The organism is Ruegeria sp. HKCCD4315 (assembly GCF_013112245.1).
Classification (GTDB): Bacteria; Pseudomonadota; Alphaproteobacteria; order Rhodobacterales; family Rhodobacteraceae; genus Ruegeria.
The window spans coordinates 2,385,658-2,403,780 of record NZ_WVRN01000001.1 but is presented as its reverse complement, the minus strand read 5'-3'; the positions used below and the strand labels follow the sequence as shown (position 1 = coordinate 2,403,780).

At 56.9% G+C, this 18,123-nt stretch carries 17 protein-coding genes; 11 read left to right on the top strand and 6 right to left on the bottom strand.

The features are described 5' to 3' along the window. Positions 1-24: 24 nt before the first annotated feature. Complete coding sequence (locus tag GS646_RS11950) at positions 25-759, bottom strand: glutamine amidotransferase (RefSeq protein WP_171185096.1); 735 nt, start codon at positions 757-759, stop codon at positions 25-27. A 16-nt stretch (positions 760-775) separates the two neighbouring features. Beyond that, entirely contained in the window at positions 776-2,548 is a 1,773-nt protein-coding gene (locus GS646_RS11945; RefSeq protein WP_171185094.1) for an SLC13 family permease, read from the bottom strand. A 110-nt stretch (positions 2,549-2,658) separates the two neighbouring features. Here GS646_RS11945 and GS646_RS11940 point away from each other — a divergent pair, with 110 nt between their 5' ends. Both GS646_RS11940 and GS646_RS11935 read left to right on the top strand, forming a co-directional pair. Beyond that, on the top strand, positions 2,659-3,399 hold the full coding sequence (locus GS646_RS11940) for a YebC/PmpR family DNA-binding transcriptional regulator (RefSeq protein WP_170352472.1): 741 nt from the start codon (positions 2,659-2,661) through the stop codon (positions 3,397-3,399). Between the two features lie 146 nt (positions 3,400-3,545). Then, positions 3,546-4,826 (top strand): permease, encoded by a 1,281-nt coding sequence (locus GS646_RS11935; protein ID WP_171185091.1) that lies wholly within the window; start codon positions 3,546-3,548, stop codon positions 4,824-4,826. 11 nt (positions 4,827-4,837) lie between these two features. On the opposite strand, the gene GS646_RS11930 is transcribed toward GS646_RS11935, so the two are convergent. Further along, positions 4,838-5,527: a nitroreductase family protein gene (locus GS646_RS11930; protein ID WP_171105729.1), complete on the bottom strand. Its 690-nt coding sequence runs from the start codon at positions 5,525-5,527 to the stop codon at positions 4,838-4,840. A 27-nt stretch (positions 5,528-5,554) separates the two neighbouring features. Beyond that, complete coding sequence (locus GS646_RS11925) at positions 5,555-6,448, bottom strand: LysR family transcriptional regulator ArgP (RefSeq protein ID WP_171185087.1); 894 nt, start codon at positions 6,446-6,448, stop codon at positions 5,555-5,557. 88 nt (positions 6,449-6,536) lie between these two features. Between GS646_RS11925 and GS646_RS11920 the strand changes: the two genes are divergently transcribed. The 7 genes from GS646_RS11920 to GS646_RS11890 all read left to right on the top strand — a co-directional run bounded on the left by GS646_RS11920 (position 6,537) and on the right by GS646_RS11890 (position 13,020). Next, positions 6,537-7,136, top strand: a complete 600-nt coding sequence (locus tag GS646_RS11920; protein ID WP_171185085.1) for a LysE/ArgO family amino acid transporter — start codon at positions 6,537-6,539, stop codon at positions 7,134-7,136. Positions 7,137-7,176: 40 nt separating this feature from the next. Continuing rightward, positions 7,177-8,085: a DMT family transporter gene (locus GS646_RS11915; RefSeq protein WP_171092466.1), complete on the top strand. Its 909-nt coding sequence runs from the start codon at positions 7,177-7,179 to the stop codon at positions 8,083-8,085. An 86-nt stretch (positions 8,086-8,171) separates the two neighbouring features. Then, positions 8,172-8,744, top strand: a complete 573-nt coding sequence (gene betI, locus GS646_RS11910; protein ID WP_171092463.1) for a transcriptional regulator BetI — start codon at positions 8,172-8,174, stop codon at positions 8,742-8,744. Beyond that, complete coding sequence (betC, locus tag GS646_RS11905) at positions 8,741-10,249, top strand: choline-sulfatase (RefSeq protein ID WP_171646618.1); 1,509 nt, start codon at positions 8,741-8,743, stop codon at positions 10,247-10,249. The genes betI and betC overlap by 4 nt, the downstream gene beginning before the upstream one ends. Before the next feature lie 70 nt (positions 10,250-10,319). Next, a complete protein-coding gene (gene betA, locus GS646_RS11900) occupies positions 10,320-11,978 on the top strand; it encodes a choline dehydrogenase (RefSeq protein ID WP_171646620.1) in 1,659 nt (552 codons plus the stop codon). Positions 11,979-12,158: 180 nt separating this feature from the next. After that, positions 12,159-12,680 carry a thermonuclease family protein gene (locus GS646_RS11895; protein ID WP_371732076.1) on the top strand — a complete coding sequence of 174 codons (522 nt, stop codon included), beginning with the start codon at positions 12,159-12,161 and terminating at the stop codon, positions 12,678-12,680. Positions 12,681-12,780: 100 nt separating this feature from the next. After that, positions 12,781-13,020, top strand: coding sequence for a YdcH family protein (locus tag GS646_RS11890; protein ID WP_171185079.1), 240 nt, complete (start codon positions 12,781-12,783; stop codon positions 13,018-13,020). Between the two features lie 75 nt (positions 13,021-13,095). Here GS646_RS11890 and GS646_RS11885 read toward each other — a convergent pair whose 3' ends face one another. After that, positions 13,096-14,496, bottom strand: a complete 1,401-nt coding sequence (locus GS646_RS11885) for a short-chain fatty acyl-CoA regulator family protein (protein ID WP_171185078.1) — start codon at positions 14,494-14,496, stop codon at positions 13,096-13,098. Positions 14,497-14,559: 63 nt separating this feature from the next. Continuing rightward, positions 14,560-15,765 carry a multidrug effflux MFS transporter gene (locus tag GS646_RS11880; protein ID WP_171185075.1) on the bottom strand — a complete coding sequence of 402 codons (1,206 nt, stop codon included), beginning with the start codon at positions 15,763-15,765 and terminating at the stop codon, positions 14,560-14,562. A 183-nt stretch (positions 15,766-15,948) separates the two neighbouring features. On the opposite strand from GS646_RS11880, the gene GS646_RS11875 reads away from it, so the two are divergent. After that, positions 15,949-17,481 (top strand): acyl-CoA carboxylase subunit beta, encoded by a 1,533-nt coding sequence (locus GS646_RS11875; protein WP_171092450.1) that lies wholly within the window; start codon positions 15,949-15,951, stop codon positions 17,479-17,481. A 112-nt stretch (positions 17,482-17,593) separates the two neighbouring features. Then, entirely contained in the window at positions 17,594-18,079 is a 486-nt protein-coding gene (locus GS646_RS22900; protein WP_171185074.1) for a DUF6497 family protein, read from the top strand. The last annotated feature ends 44 nt before the right edge of the window (positions 18,080-18,123 follow it).

Below are 18,123 nucleotides of genomic sequence, written 5' to 3'. Positions count from 1 at the left end.
GGCGCAGGCAACCGCGCCGTTGGGTCACTTGTAGCGTTCGACAAAGCGGCGCAGGATTTCGCCGGGTTGGGTGACGTCTGCGGCGTTGCAGATGTCGATCAGGCGCTGGGCGTCTTCGGGCGGGAAATAGCCGTGATGCTTGTAGATGTTGATGCGCTGTTCGAAGTCTTTTGCATCCGCTTCGGGGTGAAACTGCGTGGCATAGACGTTCTGACCAAAGCGGATCATCTGAAACGGGCAGGGGTCTGAGGCGACAAGATGCACGCAGCCTTCAGGCAGTGCCTGAACAGCTTCTTTGTGACCAACGAAGGCGTCGAATTCCGGGATCAGCCCGGCTGTCAGCGGATCCGAGGAACCATCTTCTGTAAGGTGGCAAGCTGAGGGTCCGACTGGTTCGCTGTACTGGTCTTTGCTCACGTCACCGCCCAGATGCGCGGCCAGAACGCCCAAACCATAGCAGCAGCCCATGAAGGGGTGATCCTGCGCCGTGATCTGCGGCATCAGGCCCATAACCGCGCCTTCGATCTTTGCGTCCAGTTCAGATTTCGTTGCTGGATCGTCGCTGACACAGCCGGGACCTCCGCCCACGATGACGCCTGCATAGTCCGTGACATCCAGATCGTCAGGCAGGTTCTCACAATCCAGCCGGATGCGATGGGTCAGCTCGGGCGTCAAACCGGTCTTGTCCAGAATCGAAGCATATTCGGCGTCGGATGCATCCGTTTCCGGTCGCAGTTGCAGGATTAAAAAGCGTTTCATGTGCTGCCTTTACCCGTCAAAGCGGCCAGAAGACAAGGATGGCAGGGATCGAAACCGCGATGATCAGCACCTCAAGCGGCAGACCCATGCGCCAGTAATCGCCGAACCGATAGCCTCCGGGACCCAGAACCAGCGTATTGTTCTTGTGTCCAATTGGCGTGAGGAACGCGGCCGAGGCCGCAACGGCAACCGTCATCAGGAATGGGTCGGGCGAAACCTCGAGCGTGCGGGCCATTTGTATTCCGACCGGCGCGGCGACAATGGCGGTGGCGGTGTTGTTCAGTACATCCGACAAAGTCATGGTTACGACCATCAGCACAGTCAGGATCGCCCAGGCGGGCAGGCCATCGGTCAGCTGGATCAGCGCATTTGCGATCAATTCAGTCCCGCCAGAAGTCTCCAAAGCACTGCCGAGTGGGATCATCGAACCCAGGAGGACAACCACCGGCCATTCAATGTGATTGTAGATATCCGCAATCGGCATGATCTTGGTCAGCACATAGGCAATGACCACCAGTCCAAGGGCAATGGGTAGATATATCAATCCAATACTTGCGGCCAACACAGCGGAAGCAAAAAGGCCAATGGCCATCCACGCCTTATCGTTTGCTGTGACGTTCAGACCGCGTCCGGCAAGGGGCAGGCAACCCAACCATTCCGTGACATCCGCCGCCCGGTCACGCGGGCAGAGCAGCAGCAGAATGTCGCCGGGTTCAACATCGGTTTTACGAACCTGTTGGGTGATTTGTCGCCCCTGACGTGAGATGCCCATCAGCACTGTACTCTGCCGCCAGGCTAGTCCAAGACCCTGTGCGGTGCGCCCGGTGATGCGGGCGCTTTCTGGCACGACCACTTCGATGACGTCCAATCCGTCACCTTCTGCCGTCAACACTTCTTGCCGTCGCGTGTCAGAAAAGTCGAGATTCAGCGCGGCGCGAAATTCGTCCAACGCCTCGGGCCGGGCTTCCAGAACCAGTGCGTCGCCTTCTTTCAACGTGGCATGGGCGGATCGGCCATAACGCCGCTTGCCATCGCGGATCAGGCCGATGATGGCGACATCGGATTTTTCAGCGGCCTCATAAAGCTCGCTGACGCGTTTGCCGATATGCGCGGATTCAGGGGGGACAGTTAGCTCGGCTATATACTCCGCCAATGCTTCCGATGTTTCAGTTTGCGGCCCGCGGTTAGGGATCAGACGCCAGCCGACCAGAGCGACAAAGGCAAGACCAGCAATTGCGGCTATCCCGCCCACGGGCGCAAAATCGAACATGTGAAACGGCTCGCCCAGTGTTTCCTGTCGGATCGATGCGATGATGATGTTCGGAGGGGTGCCGATCAGTGTTGCCATCCCCCCAAGAATGGTGGCAAAGCTCAGCGGCATCAGCGACAGACCCACAGACCGCCCCGCCTTGCGCGCGGTTTGGATGTCCACCGGCATCAGCAAAGCCAGCGCAGCCACGTTGTTCATGAAGGCTGACAGGACCGCACCGATCCCGCCCATCAGCGCAATATGCGCGCCCAGCCCACGTGAGGCATCGACCAATGTGCGGGTGATCATGAACACCGCCCCTGACCGGACCAAACCGGCAGAGACGACCAGAACCAGCGCCACGATGATGGTGGCCGGGTGGCCGAACCCTGCAAAAGCGTCATCCACTGGCACAACACCCAGCACGACACCGATCATCAGTGCGGCAAAAGCCACAAGGTCGTAACGAAACCGACCCCAAAGCAGCATTCCAAAAACCGTAATGAATAGCGCAAAAAGAATAATCTGATCCGTCGTCATACAGTCACCATAGTCCCAGCCTCGCAAGGAGCAAGTCGCTCTCTTGATCCCGCCCCCTGCAAACGTCTATATGAGCGCCGAACACGTAATCACGATGACGAGGACGCACTATGGCAGGCCACTCCAAATGGGCCAACATCCAGCACCGCAAGGGACGTCAGGACGCCGCGCGGTCCAAACTGTTTTCCAAACTATCGAAAGAAATCACAGTGGCCGCCAAAATGGGCGACCCCGACCCCGACAAGAACCCGCGCCTGCGTCTGGCGGTGAAAGAGGCAAAGTCGAACTCGGTCCCCAAGGACGTGATCGACCGCGCAATCAAGAAATCGGTTGCAGGTGAAGGCGACGAATACGAAGAAATCCGCTACGAGGGTTACGGCCCGAACGGTGTCGCGGTGATCGTCGAGACCATGACAGACAACCGCAACCGCACCGCTTCGACCGTGCGCTCGACCTTTTCCAAGAACGGTGGAAATCTGGGCGAGACGGGCTCGGTCGGGTTTATGTTCGACCGTAAGGGCGAAGTTGTCTATCAGGCGGATGCTGGCGATGCAGACACAATTTTCGAAGCCGCGATCGAAGCCGGTGCCGAAGATGTCGAAAGCTCGGAAGATGGCCATATCATCTGGTGTGCGGACACGGACCTGAACGATGTGTCAAACGCATTGGAAGAAGCACTGGGTGAATCGGAATCCACCAAGCTGGTTTGGAAACCGACTACGACGACCGAGCTGGGTCTGGAAGACATGCAAAAGCTGATGAAGCTGGTCGATGCGCTGGAAGACGATGACGACGTGCAGCGCGTCACAACCAACTTCGAAGCCACTGACGAAGTGATGGCTCAGCTCTGAGCTGCTGCAAATCGCCAATACGAAGCCCGGCCAATCTGGTCGGGTTTTTCGTTTTGGTACAAATTCTGAGGGTTATTGGCTGAATCCCCGTAAACGCATAGGCTGGGCGGGTGTTGATCCGCAGGGAAGGCGCAACCGAAAGGCCAATGACATCCGAAACACCTGATACCGCCAAGCGCAATGTACCGGTTCTGACCGGCCAGAGTATTGTGTCACAGGTTGCGTGGACGCTGGGCAGCCCATCGGTGGTATTGCCGTTTCTGGCGGTGTCTTTCGAACTGCCCATGTTTGTGGCAGGCGCGCTGGTTTCGGTGCGGATGGTTGGAAGCATGATTTCCGATTTCTTTCTGGCGCAGTCCATTGCAGCAAAACCGCAAAAGAAGCGCGCAATTGCCATAACCGAGGCCGTTATCGGTGCCTGTCTTGTCCTTGCAATGGCCGCAGCCGCGACCGGCGTCGTCCCTTTGATCGCCGTAGTTTTCGTTTCAGTCTTTTTTGTGATCGGTCTGGTGGACGAGGTTCAGAACCTGATGTTCACCGATCTGCTGGGCGATCATGTCCATTCCCGATCTCGCATGGTGATGCACTATCTGCAGCTTGGCGGAGGTGGATTATGTGCCATTGGCCTTGCATTGCTGGTGCATCAGATCACCAAGGAAAACCCACCCTTTTCCCGCCATTCCACAATGATCGGCGTGTCTGTCGCGTTCTTTCTGCTATCGGGTCTGTTGATGTTGGCGATGACAGAGAATGCACGCTCTGCCGCACCGGCAAAACCGACTGAAACCAAAACAAGGTTGTCGCTCAGGTCCAATGTTCAAGGTATTCTGGGTATGTTCGAGCAGGCCTGGTTTCGGCGTTACATGGCCATGCGTATGCCTTTGGTGGCAGTCTCGTTATCTGTCCCGTTTTTTGCGCTCATCGCGGCCGAGGCGCATCACAGTTCGGCGAAAGGTCTGACTGCGATGATCGTGTCTTCCGCCTCGGGGTATCTCGTTTCAGGACCGCTGTGGCAAATCGTGAACATGAAGTCTCATCGCGCCGTCATGGTGGTTGGCACCTTGATGGTGGCGGCAACCGGAGCTGTTCTTTTGGCGTTCCACTACTTGGGCATCGATCACGAGGTTCATCTGCATGCCGTCGCGCTGTTTGTTGTCACGGTCGCGGTGACAGGGATCAGCAGTGCGCGCAAACTATATTTTCTGGATGTCGCGCCCAAGGAACAACGTGTGCAGGGATCAGCCGCAATCAAGTCGTTCACACGATTGTTCGCGGTTCTGCTTTCGGCGGCCTTGGCCGCTGTCGCGCATATGCACGAGGTCGCCTTGGCGGTCGGCTTCATCGTTGCCGCCAGTCTGGTGGCCTGCGCGACATGCTATCGCATGATGTCACCCGTACAGAAGGACGCGCCCCTTTCGCAGGAATAATCCAGGGGTCTTCAGAAGAACGAAGAAATCTCCTCAAGCGGTTTCTTCAGCTTTGCCACCGCAGGTACCGTTGCGTTTTCCGAAGGGTGACCTACTGCGATGATCATTGTCGGTTTTTCCGATGCAGGGCGGTCCAGTGCATCGTTCAGAAACCGCATCGGATTTGGGGTATGGGTCAAAGTGCTGAGGCCCGCGTGGTGTAGCGCAGCCAGCAGAAACCCGGTGGCAATGTTCACGCTTTCCGGCACGTAGTAGTTCTTGTACCGCGTCCCATCTTCGAAGTGTCCCCAGCGCTGGGCGAACACCACGATCAGCCAGGGTGCAATAGTCAGATGTTCTTTGACAGCGTTGGTGCCGATGGGCTCCAACGCTTTTATCCATTCGTCACCTGCGCCGCCTGCGTAGAACCGGCGCTCCTCTTCTTCAGCTTCTTCTCGAATGCGCTGCTTTAGGTCAGGGGCCGAGATCGCAGCAAAATGCCAGGGTTGATGATTGGCGCCAGACGGCGCGGTGCCTGCCGTACGCAGACACGTTTCGATCACAGAGCGGTCCACGGGGCGGAGGCTGAAATCTCGCACCGTATGGCGCTGGCGCATCTTGTCGTAGAACTCTTGTGCGGCACCTTGCATGTCAGCATCGCTGATCTCGGACCGGTCAGGCAATGGAATGGGATCATAGCTGAGGGCATCGCGTGAAAACATCGGTTCCTCCGAAACTTTGGTGTGCGATCAGTTCGCGCTGGGCGGCAGCAGGACCTGCTTGGCGGCACGTTGAACCGCATGTGTAAGCGGTTTGAGGGCAGGTGCAAGTACGCGACCAACCTGCCAGCTGAGGGCAACATCCAATGGAGCATTGGTCAGGAGTGGCAGCAATCGCCCCTGTTCCAAGGCGTCTTTGGCAAGGACCGCCGGGTTCATACCCCATCCCAGCCCGGCAATCGCGGCATCCACGAAGCCGTTCGAGGATGGCAGGAAATGAAACGGCGGCGACATCTGGCCCGCGATGTATTGCGACAGCCATGCCTTTTGCAAACCATCCTTTTGGTTGAAAACCAGGCAGGGCGCTTTGCTAAGCGTGCCCTCGTTCACACCATCTTTGAACCACGTGTTGATGAAGGAAGGGCTGGCTGTGGGCAGGTATCGCAGCACACCCAGCGCCGTCACGTCACATCCGGTCACGGGACGTCCGCCCACAGTGACGGCTGCGCTGACCTCTCCGCGTTTCAGCCAGTCCGCCGAATGGTCCTGGTCGTCAACGACTAAATCGAACAGCATATCGGGCACTTGCGCCATTGCATCGATAAACCATGTGGCCAGAACATCGGCGGGTACCGCGATGCGCACCCGCGCGGATCGCGGGTTCTGCTCCAACGCCAAATCGCGGGCAAGTTGCGCCTCAAGAAGACCGACATCCTCGGCATAGCGGGCGATGCGCAACCCTGCGGGCGTTCCGGTGCAAGGCGTAACCCGATGGATCAAGGATGCGCCGACCCGATCCTCCAGCGCTTTGATCCGCTGGGAAACTGCAGAAGGCGTGACAGCCAGTTCCGCAGCGGCGGCTTCAAAGCTCCCAAGGCGCAGGATGGCTGACAATGCGGACAGTTGGTTTGGATCCAGCAGCATTAGAGTTTCTTAAGTCAGAGCAGAATCTTTAATTTGATAGGTCAAGCCAAGGGGCTTAGTCAACGCTTGGAAAGGTTCAGGAGGTTCCATGCCAACATCCATGATTGCCGGTTTTGCACTGGGTTTCAGCCTGATCCTTGCGATCGGTGCGCAAAATGCCTTTATCCTGCGGCAGGGACTGCGGCGCGAGCATGTTTTCATTCTGTGCCTGACCTGTGCTGTGTCCGATGCTGTTTTGATCGGCGCGGGAGTGGCCGGTTTTGGCACTCTGGCGCAGGCGGTGCCATGGTTCGAAACCGTGATGCGCTATGGCGGTGCCGCGTTTCTGACCTGGTATGGGCTGCGTAGCCTTGGCTCGGCCTGGCAGGGTGGCGCAGTGATGGAGATCGGCAATGGTCAGCGCACTAGCTTGAAAACTGCGCTTCTCACGGTGCTCGCCTTCACCTGGCTGAACCCGCATGTCTATTTGGACACTGTCGTGCTGATCGGTTCAATCTCGGCGCAGTATGACGACCGTCTGGGGTTTGCACTGGGCGCAATGACGTCCAGCTTTGTTTTCTTCTTCTCGCTAGGGTACGGAGCAGGCGTTCTGTCGCCTGTTTTTACCCGCCCGAGGGCGTGGCAGGTGCTGGATGCCGGGATTGGCGTTGTCATGCTGGGGATCGCACTGAAACTTGTTGTCATGTGAAGGGTTGTTCCTGACCGGGTTTCGGTGTTCAACCTAAGCCATGACTTCACACGCCGTTTCATCCCGCCCCATAGCAGGCATGTTCTGGATGTTTTCCGCCGGGCTGTCTTTTGTTGTGATGACGGCTTTGGTGAAGTCCTTGGGGACGACCATGAACCCGATTCAGGCAGCGTTTCTGCGATACGCTTTGGGGCTGGTTTTCTTGCTTCCGGCTCTGCGGTCGATCATGGCAACACGGCTAACGCCCCGTTTGTTGACTCTGTTCGGCGTGCGGGGTGTGGTTCATGCTGTTGCGGTGATGCTGTGGTTCTTTGCCATGACGCAGATCCCGTTGGCTGAAGTTACGGCTATGAACTACATGACACCCGTCTACGTGACTTTGGGGGCAGCCCTTTTTCTGGGCGAAAAACTGGCCTTTCGGCGGATCGCAGCAATTCTGGTTGCTTTGGTCGGGGTGTTGATCATCCTGCGACCGGGCTTCCGAGAGGTGTCTCCGGGGCATCTGGCGATGCTGGGCACAGCTTTGACGCTGGGCGGTTCGTACCTGCTGGCTAAGCTGTTGGTGCGCGATGTGCCACCTTCGGTTGTTGTTGCGCATCTTTCGATTTGGGTGACATTAGCACTGATCCCCTTTGCTGTGGCGGTCTGGACTCAGCCCAGCCTTCGCGATCTCGGGGTTCTGTTTCTGGTAGCCTGTTTTGCCACTGCCGGGCATTATTTCATGACCTTGGCATTGCAAGCTGCACCAGTGGCCGTCACGCAGCCGATTACTTTTCTTCAGCTAATCTGGGCCACATTGCTGGGCGCTGTTGTATTTCACGAAAGCGTGGATGTTTGGGTCGTTGCCGGTGGAACTTTGATCTTATGCGCTGTCAGCTTCATCTCATGGCGCGAAGCCGTGCTGAATCGCCGAGACTTGACGCCTCCGAGTATTGCGCCGAAGCTATGAGGTAGGTCCTACCGCGCCTTTCATTGATTGACGAGTCAATAAAAAACTCCTAATTTGGGATCATAACGCCTGTTCAGGGGGGAATGATGCCTAAAGTAGGAATGGAGCCGATCCGCCGGGATGCAATTGTCCGTGCCACGATTGCCGAATTGGGCGTGCAGAAATCCCTTGATGTGACAGTCAGCCAGATTGCGAAACGAGCAGGCATGTCCAGTGCACTGGCGCATCACTATTTTGGCGGCAAGGATCAGATATTTTTGGCAGCCATGCGTCAAATCCTGACGGATTTTGGCGAAGAGGCGCGCGCAAAGTTAAAGGCGGCCGCGCCCGAGGAGCGAGCAAAAGCAATCATTCAGGCGTGCTTTGCCCCCTCATGTTTCACACCGGACGTGATTGCCGCGTGGATGACCTTTTATGTTCTGGCGCAAACCAATGATGACGCGCTGCGCCTTTGGCAGGTCTATCAAGCGCGCATCCGTTCGAACCTTATCGATGCGCTTCGCCCCAAGATGAAGGATCCGGTTGAGGCGGCCGAAAACATGATCGCCTTGATTGATGGGCTATACATCCGAGCGGCTCTCAGCGCCCCGGAAGAGCCGCAATTGGCGGTGAACCACGCAATGCGCGTGCTCAACACTCTGCTCGAGGCCGAAAAATGACAAAACCAAACATTCTGATCCTGATGGTGGATCAGCTGAACGGAACCCTCTTTCCCGACGGTCCCGCAGACTGGCTTCATGCCCCGAATCTGAAGAAGCTGGCCGAACGGTCGACCCGGTTTGCCAACGCTTACACGGCCTCGCCGTTATGCGCACCGGGGCGGGCCAGCTTCATGTCCGGCCAACTGCCTTCGCGCACCGGCGTCTATGACAACGCAGCCGAGTTCCGCAGCGACATCCCCACCTATGCACACCACCTGCGCAGGGCGGGATACTATACCTGCCTGTCCGGCAAAATGCATTTCGTCGGCCCCGACCAGATGCACGGGTTCGAGGATCGTCTGACCACCGACATCTACCCGGCCGATTTCGGCTGGACGCCGGATTACCGCAAACCGGGCGAGCGGATCGACTGGTGGTATCACAACATGGGTTCCGTCACCGGCGCGGGTGTTGCCGAAATCTCCAACCAGATGGAGTACGATGACGAGGTTGCCTATAACGCCAAGGCCAAGCTTTATGATCTGGCGCGCGGCAAGGATGAACGTCCATGGTGTGTGACCGTCAGCTTTACGCATCCCCACGACCCATACGTCGCCCGCCGCAAGTATTGGGACTTGTACGAGGATTGTGAGCATCTTCTGCCCGAGGTCGCTGATATCGGCTACGACAATCAGGACCCGCACGCCAAGCGTATCTTCGACGCCAATGATTGGCGCAGTTTTAACATCACCGAAGAAGACATTTGCAAATCCCGCCGCGCCTATTTCGCCAATATCTCCTATCTGGACGACAAGATCGGCGAGATCATCGAAGTATTGGAAACAACCCGTCAAGAGGCGATCATCCTGTTTGTCTCGGATCACGGTGACATGCTGGGCGAACGTGGCTTGTGGTTCAAAATGAACTTCTACGAAGGTTCCGCGCGTGTGCCGCTGATGATTTCATCCCCTGATCTGCCTGCCGGGCGGATCGACACGCCGGTTTCCACAATCGATGTAACGCCAACCCTTGGGGCATTGGCAGGTGTCGACATGGATGAAATCGCGCCATGGACGGATGGCGAAAACCTCGTTCCGCTGGCGAAAGGTGTCGAACGCACCGCGCCGGTGGCCATGGAATACGCTGCCGAGGCATCCTACGCGCCGCTGGTATCGCTGCGCTATGGCAAGTGGAAATACAACCGCTGCGCGTTGGACCCGGACCAGCTTTTTGATCTCGAGGCCGACCCGCACGAGATGACCAATCTGGCAGACAGCCCCGAACATGCGGGTACGCTGCAAACCTTGCGTGCTAAATCCGAAGCCCGTTGGGATCTGGCCCGCTTCGACGCCGACGTCCGCGCCAGCCAGGCGCGGCGCTGGGTCGTGTACGAAGCGCTGCGGCAAGGGGGATATTACCCATGGGATTACCAGCCGCTGCAAAAAGCATCGGAACGCTACATGCGCAATCACATGGATCTGAACATCGTCGAGGAAAACGCCCGGTTCCCACGCGGCGAATAACCTCTTCATCTTTTCGAAAATACTCCCGGCGGAGGCATCCAACCTTCTCGGCGGGACAGGAGTTGTGGAAATGGAAGCAGATTTTGTCATCGTAGGCGCAGGGTCCGCAGGCTGCGCAATGGCATATCGCCTTAGCGAAGCCGGGGCCTCGGTCCTGGTGATTGAACACGGCGGGACAGACGCGGGACCGTTTATTCAGATGCCAGCCGCGTTGAGCTATCCGATGAACATGTCGCGTTACGACTGGGGCTATCAGTCCGAGCCCGAGCCGCATCTGAACAACCGTCGTCTGGCTTGTCCGCGTGGTAAGGTGATCGGCGGCTCGTCTTCGATCAATGGCATGGTCTACGTTCGTGGCCATGCACGTGATTTCGATACGTGGGCCGAGATGGGCGCAGATGGTTGGTCCTATGCTGATGTCCTGCCATACTATAAACGCATGGAAAGCTGGCACGACGGGGGGCACGGTGGTGATCCGGCATGGCGTGGCACGAACGGTCCGCTGCATGTCTCGCGCGGTCCACGCGAAAATCCCTTGTTCAAAGCGTTTGTCGACGCGGGCCAGCAGGCCGGATACGAGGTCACGGGCGACTATAACGGCGAAAAGCAGGAAGGCTTTGGCCCGATGGAACAGACCGTCTGGAAAGGGCGGCGTTGGTCGGCGGCAAATGCCTATCTGAAGCCGGCGCTCAAGCGCGACAATTGCGATATCGTACGGGGCCTGGCGTCTCGGGTTGTGATGGAAAACGGGCGCGCCACCGGGGTGGAACTGATCCGCGGTGGCAAGACTGAGGTCATCAAAGCCCGGCGTGAGGTTGTTCTGGCAGCGTCCTCGATTAACTCGCCCAAGCTGTTGATGTTGTCCGGCATCGGCCCGGCCGCGCATCTGGCCGAGCACGGGATTGACGTTGTTGCGGATCGACCGGGCGTTGGTGCCAACCTGCAGGATCATCTGGAGCTTTACATCCAGCAAGCCTCGCTGCAGCCAATCACGCTGTACAAGCATTGGAACCTGTTCAGCAAAGGTCTGATCGGGGCACAATGGCTGTTCACAAAAACCGGTCTGGGCGCGTCGAACCAATTTGAAAGCGCGGCCTTCATCCGGTCGAAACCGGGCGTAGAATACCCTGACATTCAGTACCATTTCTTGCCCATCGCGGTTCGTTATGACGGGCAGGCGGCAGCGGAAGGCCACGGGTTCCAGGCGCATGTCGGTCCGATGCGGTCTCCGTCGCGTGGGGCTGTGACACTGCGGTCCGCACAAGCTGCGGACGCGCCAGTGATCAAGTTCAACTACATGAGCCATGAACAGGATTGGGAAGATTTCCGCACCTGTATCCGTCTGACTCGCGAAATCTTTGGTCAGAATGCATTCAAGCCCTACGCCGGCAAGGAAATTCAACCGGGTGCCGCCGTGCAATCAGATGAAGAGCTGAACGGCTTTATCGCGGAACATGCCGAAAGCGCTTATCACCCCTGTGGCACCTGTCGGATGGGGCGCGCGGATGACAAAAACGCCGTGGTTGATCCCGAAGGCCGTGTGATCGGTGTGGATGGGCTGCGCGTTGCTGACAGCTCGATCTTTCCTCAGATCACCAACGGTAACCTCAACGCGCCGTCGATCATGGTGGGTGAGAAAGTATCGGATTCCCTGCTGGGCAAAGACCCGTTGCCCAAGGCCAATGACCGGCCTTGGATCCACCCGAACTGGGCGACGGCACAGCGTTAACCCTTTGACATGCCCCCGGTTGAATATGCGTGATTTCAGGCGCATATCGGGGGCATGTTAAGGATTTGTTTAGTTTTTGTTCTTCTCCTGCCATCTGTGACACTGGCCGCTGAACGTCTTTCAGGCCAGGTTAATGTAATAGATGCAGATACTTGGGACGTCGGCGGCATCCGAGTTCGCTTGCATGGAATCGATGCGCCCGAGCTGGATCAAGCCTGTCAGGACGACGAAGGATCAACTTGGCCATGCGGTGCTTGGGTGACGCAGGAGGTTCGCCAGTTATTCCAGGGAAAAACAGCATCTTGCATGCCGGTGGACCGGGATCGATATGGCCGCGTTGTCGCAAGATGCATGTACGGTGTACAAGATGCAGCCGATCAATTGGTGCGGCTGGGTTTGGCCTTTGCCTATCGCAAGTATTCACATGCCTATGAAAGCGCTGAGAAAGAGGCAAAGGCACGGCATGTCGGGCTGCATCGGCAGCAGGTTCAAGTGCCTTGGGTGCATCGCGCCGCCAGGAAGTCCGCGTCATCAAACGGGTGCCGGATCAAAGGAAACATCTCGGCCAAGGGCGAAAAGATATACCACATCCCTGGCCAGACCTTCTATGCCAATACCCGCATCAATACATCAAGCGGCGAGCGTTGGTTCTATTCTGTCGCTGCCGCCCGCGCCGCAGGATGGCGCGCGTCACGGCGTTGAAATTTGTATGAATCATGTATGAAATTGATCCGGGTCAAAGCGGGTTCGTCTGAGCGCGTGTACGCCTGATTTGCAACGACTTATTATGGAGCGAACGGATATGTCCCACACCCCGCATGAACTGGCTGAAGAATTTCCGGACAAAGTTGAATTGATGAGCCAGCTCAAGCAATCGGACGCGCATTTTGCCCGGCTGGCCGACGAGTACCATGAAATCAACCGCGTGGTTCATCGGGCAGAAACGAACGTCGAACCAATGGAAGATCTGGCTGAGGTTGAGCTGCGCAAAAAACGCGCGGCCTTGAAGGATGAGATCTGGGCGATCCTGTCCAAAGCCTAAGCAAAAAGATGGGGGCTCTGCCCCCGTCGCGGCCTGTGTCGCGACTTCCCCGAGGTATTTTGGGCCAGGTGAAGATCAGGTGACTTCGTAGGGCAGAGTGCCGCGCAGATGGGTGTCTATGCTTAGGCGACGTTCCAAGGGCGGAACCGAGCGCTGGTGGCAGGTTTGCCGTTCGCAGATGCGGCAAGAGATGCCGATCGGTTCGTATGCACTGGCGTTATTGATATCGAGATTATCGGCATAGACGAGCGCAGGTGCGTGTCGCACTTCACACCCCAAAGCGATCGCATAGCGCCGGACAGGGGCGCCGAAGGACCCGCCGGACTTTGATACGTCACGTGCAAGAGAAATATAACGAACCCCATCTGGTGTTTCTGCCAGTTGGCGAAGAAAGTGCCCCGGTGTTTCAAAGGCGCGGTGCACGTTCCACAAGGGGCACGCACCGCCAAACCGCGCAAATTGCAGGCGCGTGGCCGAGTGTCGTTTGGTAATCGTGCCGGCCTGATCCACCCGAACAAAGAAGAAAGGAATACCCTTTGCTCCTGGGCGCTGAAGCGTCGATAGCCGATGGGCAATCTGCTCGATTGAAGCTCCGAACCGATTGCTGAGCAGTTCCAGATCGTGGCGCTCTTCTTGCGCGGCGGTCAGGAAGACGGAATAAGGCATCAAAGACGCGCCTGCGAAATAGTTGGCAAGGCCGATCTTTGCAATCGACCGGGCCTCGTCGCTTTGGAACTTTGCAAAATCCAGCGTTGCTTCCAACAGCTTGTCCTGGCTGATCAATGCAACCTGCAACAGCAATTGGAACACTTGGGTTTGCGGCGCAGCGCGCGAGGACAGGCGCAGAATCTTGCTTTCGGCGTCATAACTGCGCAGTGGGTCCATATCTGAAAAAACGACCTGAATACCGCGCTCTGACAGGCTGTTCAGGGCGGCCTGCCGTATCCCTCCGGGGCCGTCTGCCCGATTGGCGAACAATTCTGCCGCCCTGTCCACAGCGTCGATATAGTTGTCGCAATAATGAAAGAAATCGCGCACTTCTTCCCACGGGCTGGCCTGAATTCGCGCATCTTCGCGCCCCAAGGCTTCGTCCAGTGACGCAAGGCGTTCGTGTGTTTGGCGGTAGGTTTTGTGTAACTCGATAAAGGCACGCGCCAATGCGGGGGCGTTGGATGCGGTCAGGCGCAGATCAGCCAGTGGCGGTTGGGCATCGGCGAACACCGGGTCGGCCAATGCCTCACGCATGTCAGATACAAGCCGCTCACTGTCGCCAGTGCTGAGTTCGGTCACGTCCATGCCGAATTCCTGCGCCAAGGCTAACACAACCGTCGTCGAAATCGGTCTGTTGTTGTTCTCCATCTGGTTCAGATAAGGCAGGGAAACACCCAGTTTGGCTGCGAATTCCCGCTGGGTCAGAGTCAGACGTGTGCGCATCTCGCGGAGCTTTGCGCCCGCATAGAGTTTTTGAGTCGCCATTGGGGACCTTTGCAAGTTTCCTAAATCCGAGTCCTAACTTTGCAAAGTGATCCGCGCAACCGATTAGAGCCCAAGTTGCCGTTCCCGCCGGATGACTGCTGCAATCGCACAAATAGCCAAAAGGGCTGTTGCCAGCATCAACCATAAAAGAGGCATAGCGCCGGTTTCGTGTGTCAATAGCGCGCCCGCCAATGCGCTTAGACCCGCGCCGCCGCCCAACATGATGGCACCGCTCAAGCCTGATGCGGTTGCAGCCAGGTGCGGGCGGACAGACAGTGAGCCGGCAGTTGCATTGGGGATGACCATACCGTTTCCGATGCCGACAAAGGTCATGAGTCCAAAGAAGCTGAGCGCCGTTCCGGTGCCCACAAGAAAAAGCGTTGCCGATAGGACGACGCCGAAAGCATTTAGCAGGCTGCCCCAAAACACCATGCGGTTCACGCCGACGCGCATAGAATAGCGCCCGCTGATGAAGTTCCCCGCAAAGTACCCAACGGCAGGTGCGCCAAAATAGATGCCAACTTGCGCGGCGCTCAGTCCGAATAATTCAGTTCCAATAAATGGTGCGCCACCCAGATAAGCAAAGAACGCTCCCGACGAGAATGCGCAGGCCAGTGAGTAACCCCAGAAGCGAGGCGAGGTCAGCAATTCGGGGTATTCTTTGAATTGCTGTATGAGTGATTTTCCGCTTTTTGCTGCCGTTTCGCCAAAATCCGTAAATGTCAGGAAAAGCGTCAAGGCACCAATGGCGAATGGCAGCCAGAAGTTTGCTTTCCAGCCGAACGCCTCTTCGAGAATGCCGCCAATTGCAGGTCCGATCATGGGGACCACGGCCATGCCCATGGTCACATAACCGATCATGGATGCGGCCTGGTCTTGATCGTACATATCCCGCACGGCCGCGCGACTTAGCACGATACCTACGACAATGACTGCCTGACACATCCTGAAGACCAGGAATATCTCGGCGTTCGGCGCATAAATGCATCCCAAAGTGGCCAGTAGGAAAAGCGCGAGCCCCCAAAGCAAAACCGGTCTACGACCCGCCTTGTCGGCAATTGGGCCAATCACGATTTGCAAAACGGCATTGATCAGCAAGTACAAGGCAATCGAGAGCTGCATGACCTTGTAATCGGTGTCGAAGTACACGGCCATGTTTGGAAGGCTGGGTAGGAACAGGTTCATGCTCAGGGCGGACAGGCCTGAGAGCAAGACAAGTGTTGCCAATGTGGGTGGTGTGCGCTGCGCGGCGCCTAAGCTGAACTGCATAGTTCACATGTATAGCTATTGAAATTCGGAATGCCAGTCGTTGAGAAAAATCAATTCGATACTTAGCTAATTTGCGGTTATCCAGAATGTTGTTGCTGATACTTTGCAAATTTGCCGAAAAGAGCTTTGGCTCAGACTGTCTAGCAGGTAGTGTCCCGTCAAATTTTAAAAGGGATACGCGTCATGAAAGACATCCTTTCGGAGTTGGAAAATCGCCGAGATGAGGCACGACTGGGCGGTGGGCAAAGAAGGATCGATGCCCAACATTCACGCGGCAAACTGACAGCACGTGAACGGATCGAATTGCTGCTGGATGAAGGCAGCTTCGAAGAATTCGATATGTTTGTCAGCCACCGCTGCACTGAATTCGGTATGGAAAACCAAAAGCCTGCGGGTGATGGGGTCGTGACCGGGTGGGGCACAATCAACGGTCGTATGGTCTATGTTTTCAGCCAGGACTTTACCGTTTTCGGCGGGTCGCTCTCGGAAACCCACGCGCAGAAGATTTGCAAGATCATGGATATGGCTGTGCAGAACGGAGCGCCGGTCATAGGGATCAATGACTCGGGCGGGGCGCGAATCCAAGAGGGTGTTGCGTCGCTGGCTGGGTATGCCGAAGTGTTTCAGCGTAACATTACGGCATCGGGCGTTGTCCCGCAGATCAGTGTGATCATGGGCCCCTGTGCCGGTGGCGCTGTTTACAGCCCGGCGATGACCGACTTTATCTTCATGGTCAAAGACTCGTCTTACATGTTTGTGACCGGTCCCGACGTGGTCAAAACGGTTACAAACGAAGTGGTGACTGCCGAGGAGCTGGGTGGTGCGTCGACACACACCAAGAAGTCTTCGGTTGCGGACGCGGCGTTTGAAAACGATGTCGAGGCGTTGGCCGAAGTGCGCCGATTGGTGGATTTCCTGCCCCTTAACAACCGCGAGAAACCCCCGGTCCGTCCGTTCTTTGACGAGCCCGGACGGCTTGAGCCGTCGCTGGATACCTTGGTGCCCGACAATCCCAACACGCCTTACGACATGAAGGAACTTATCACCAAAGTGGCGGATGAAGGTGATTTCTACGAGATCCAGGAAGACTTTGCCAAGAACATCATCACCGGTTTTATCCGTCTGGAGGGTCAGACCGTTGGGGTCGTTGCCAACCAGCCGATGGTTCTGGCGGGATGTCTGGACATTGACAGCTCGCGCAAGGCGGCGCGCTTTGTGCGCTTCTGCGATTGTTTTGAAATCCCGATCCTGACCTTTGTGGATGTTCCGGGCTTCCTGCCGGGCACGCAGCAGGAATACAGCGGTGTCATTAAACACGGTGCCAAGCTGCTTTATGCTTATGGCGAGGCCACAGTGCCCAAAGTGACCGTGATTACGCGGAAAGCATATGGCGGTGCTTATGTGGTTATGGCGTCCAAGCATCTGCGTGGTGATTTCAACTATGCCTGGCCCACAGCCGAGATTGCGGTGATGGGGGCAAAAGGCGCAACCGAAATCATCCATCGCGCAGATCTTGGGGATGCAGAAAAGACCGCGCAGCACGTTGCAGATTACGAAGATCGGTTTGCCAACCCCTTCGTCGCGGCCGAGCGCGGCTTTGTCGATGAGGTGATCATGCCGCAATCGACCCGTCGTCGTGTGTCCAGAGCGTTTGCCAGCTTGCGGGGTAAGCAACTGAAGAACCCATGGAAAAAGCACGACAATATTCCGTTGTAACCGACCTGGGGCGGTCAGGCCGCTCCGGTGTTCCTGTGCGTCGTCAGGCCAAAAACTGGGCAAAACCCGCTCAAAATTGAGGCGGAATTGACAAGAATCGGCAAATAGTTGAATGATCCGACCCATCAGACATAGAACAGCGCAGTTCACAAGCACTGCGCGCGCGATCCCGGAAGGAGGAGCTCGCCCTTGGCGGGTCCGGGATCGCGCCATTTGTCTAATGATCTGCCTGGCCTGCTCACCCGTCTTTGCTCAATCAGATACGCCGTTGCCGGTGCCGTCTGGCCAACCTGTGCATTTGGATGATGTCTTGCTCGACAACAATCCGGGCGAGCTTTGGGTGCGCTTTCGCTTCATCGCTCCAAAAATTGGCGCGACGGTAGGACGGATCACTTACGATGTTGCGTCCAAAGACATGGAGCATCTGTGCCAAATACTGGCGGTTCCCTATGTGGCCCAGCATGACTTGCAGCCTGTGCGAGTTGTCATTTCATTGGCGGACCGACCTGTAGAATTTGGCGATGCTGCCCCGGACGCGACGCAGTTTTTTGAAGCCTACCGGCTGGAGCAGTCCCGGTGTATCTGGGAGGGGCTTTGACCATGAATTCTTTCTTTCATGACGTCAGAGCATCTCAGACCAAC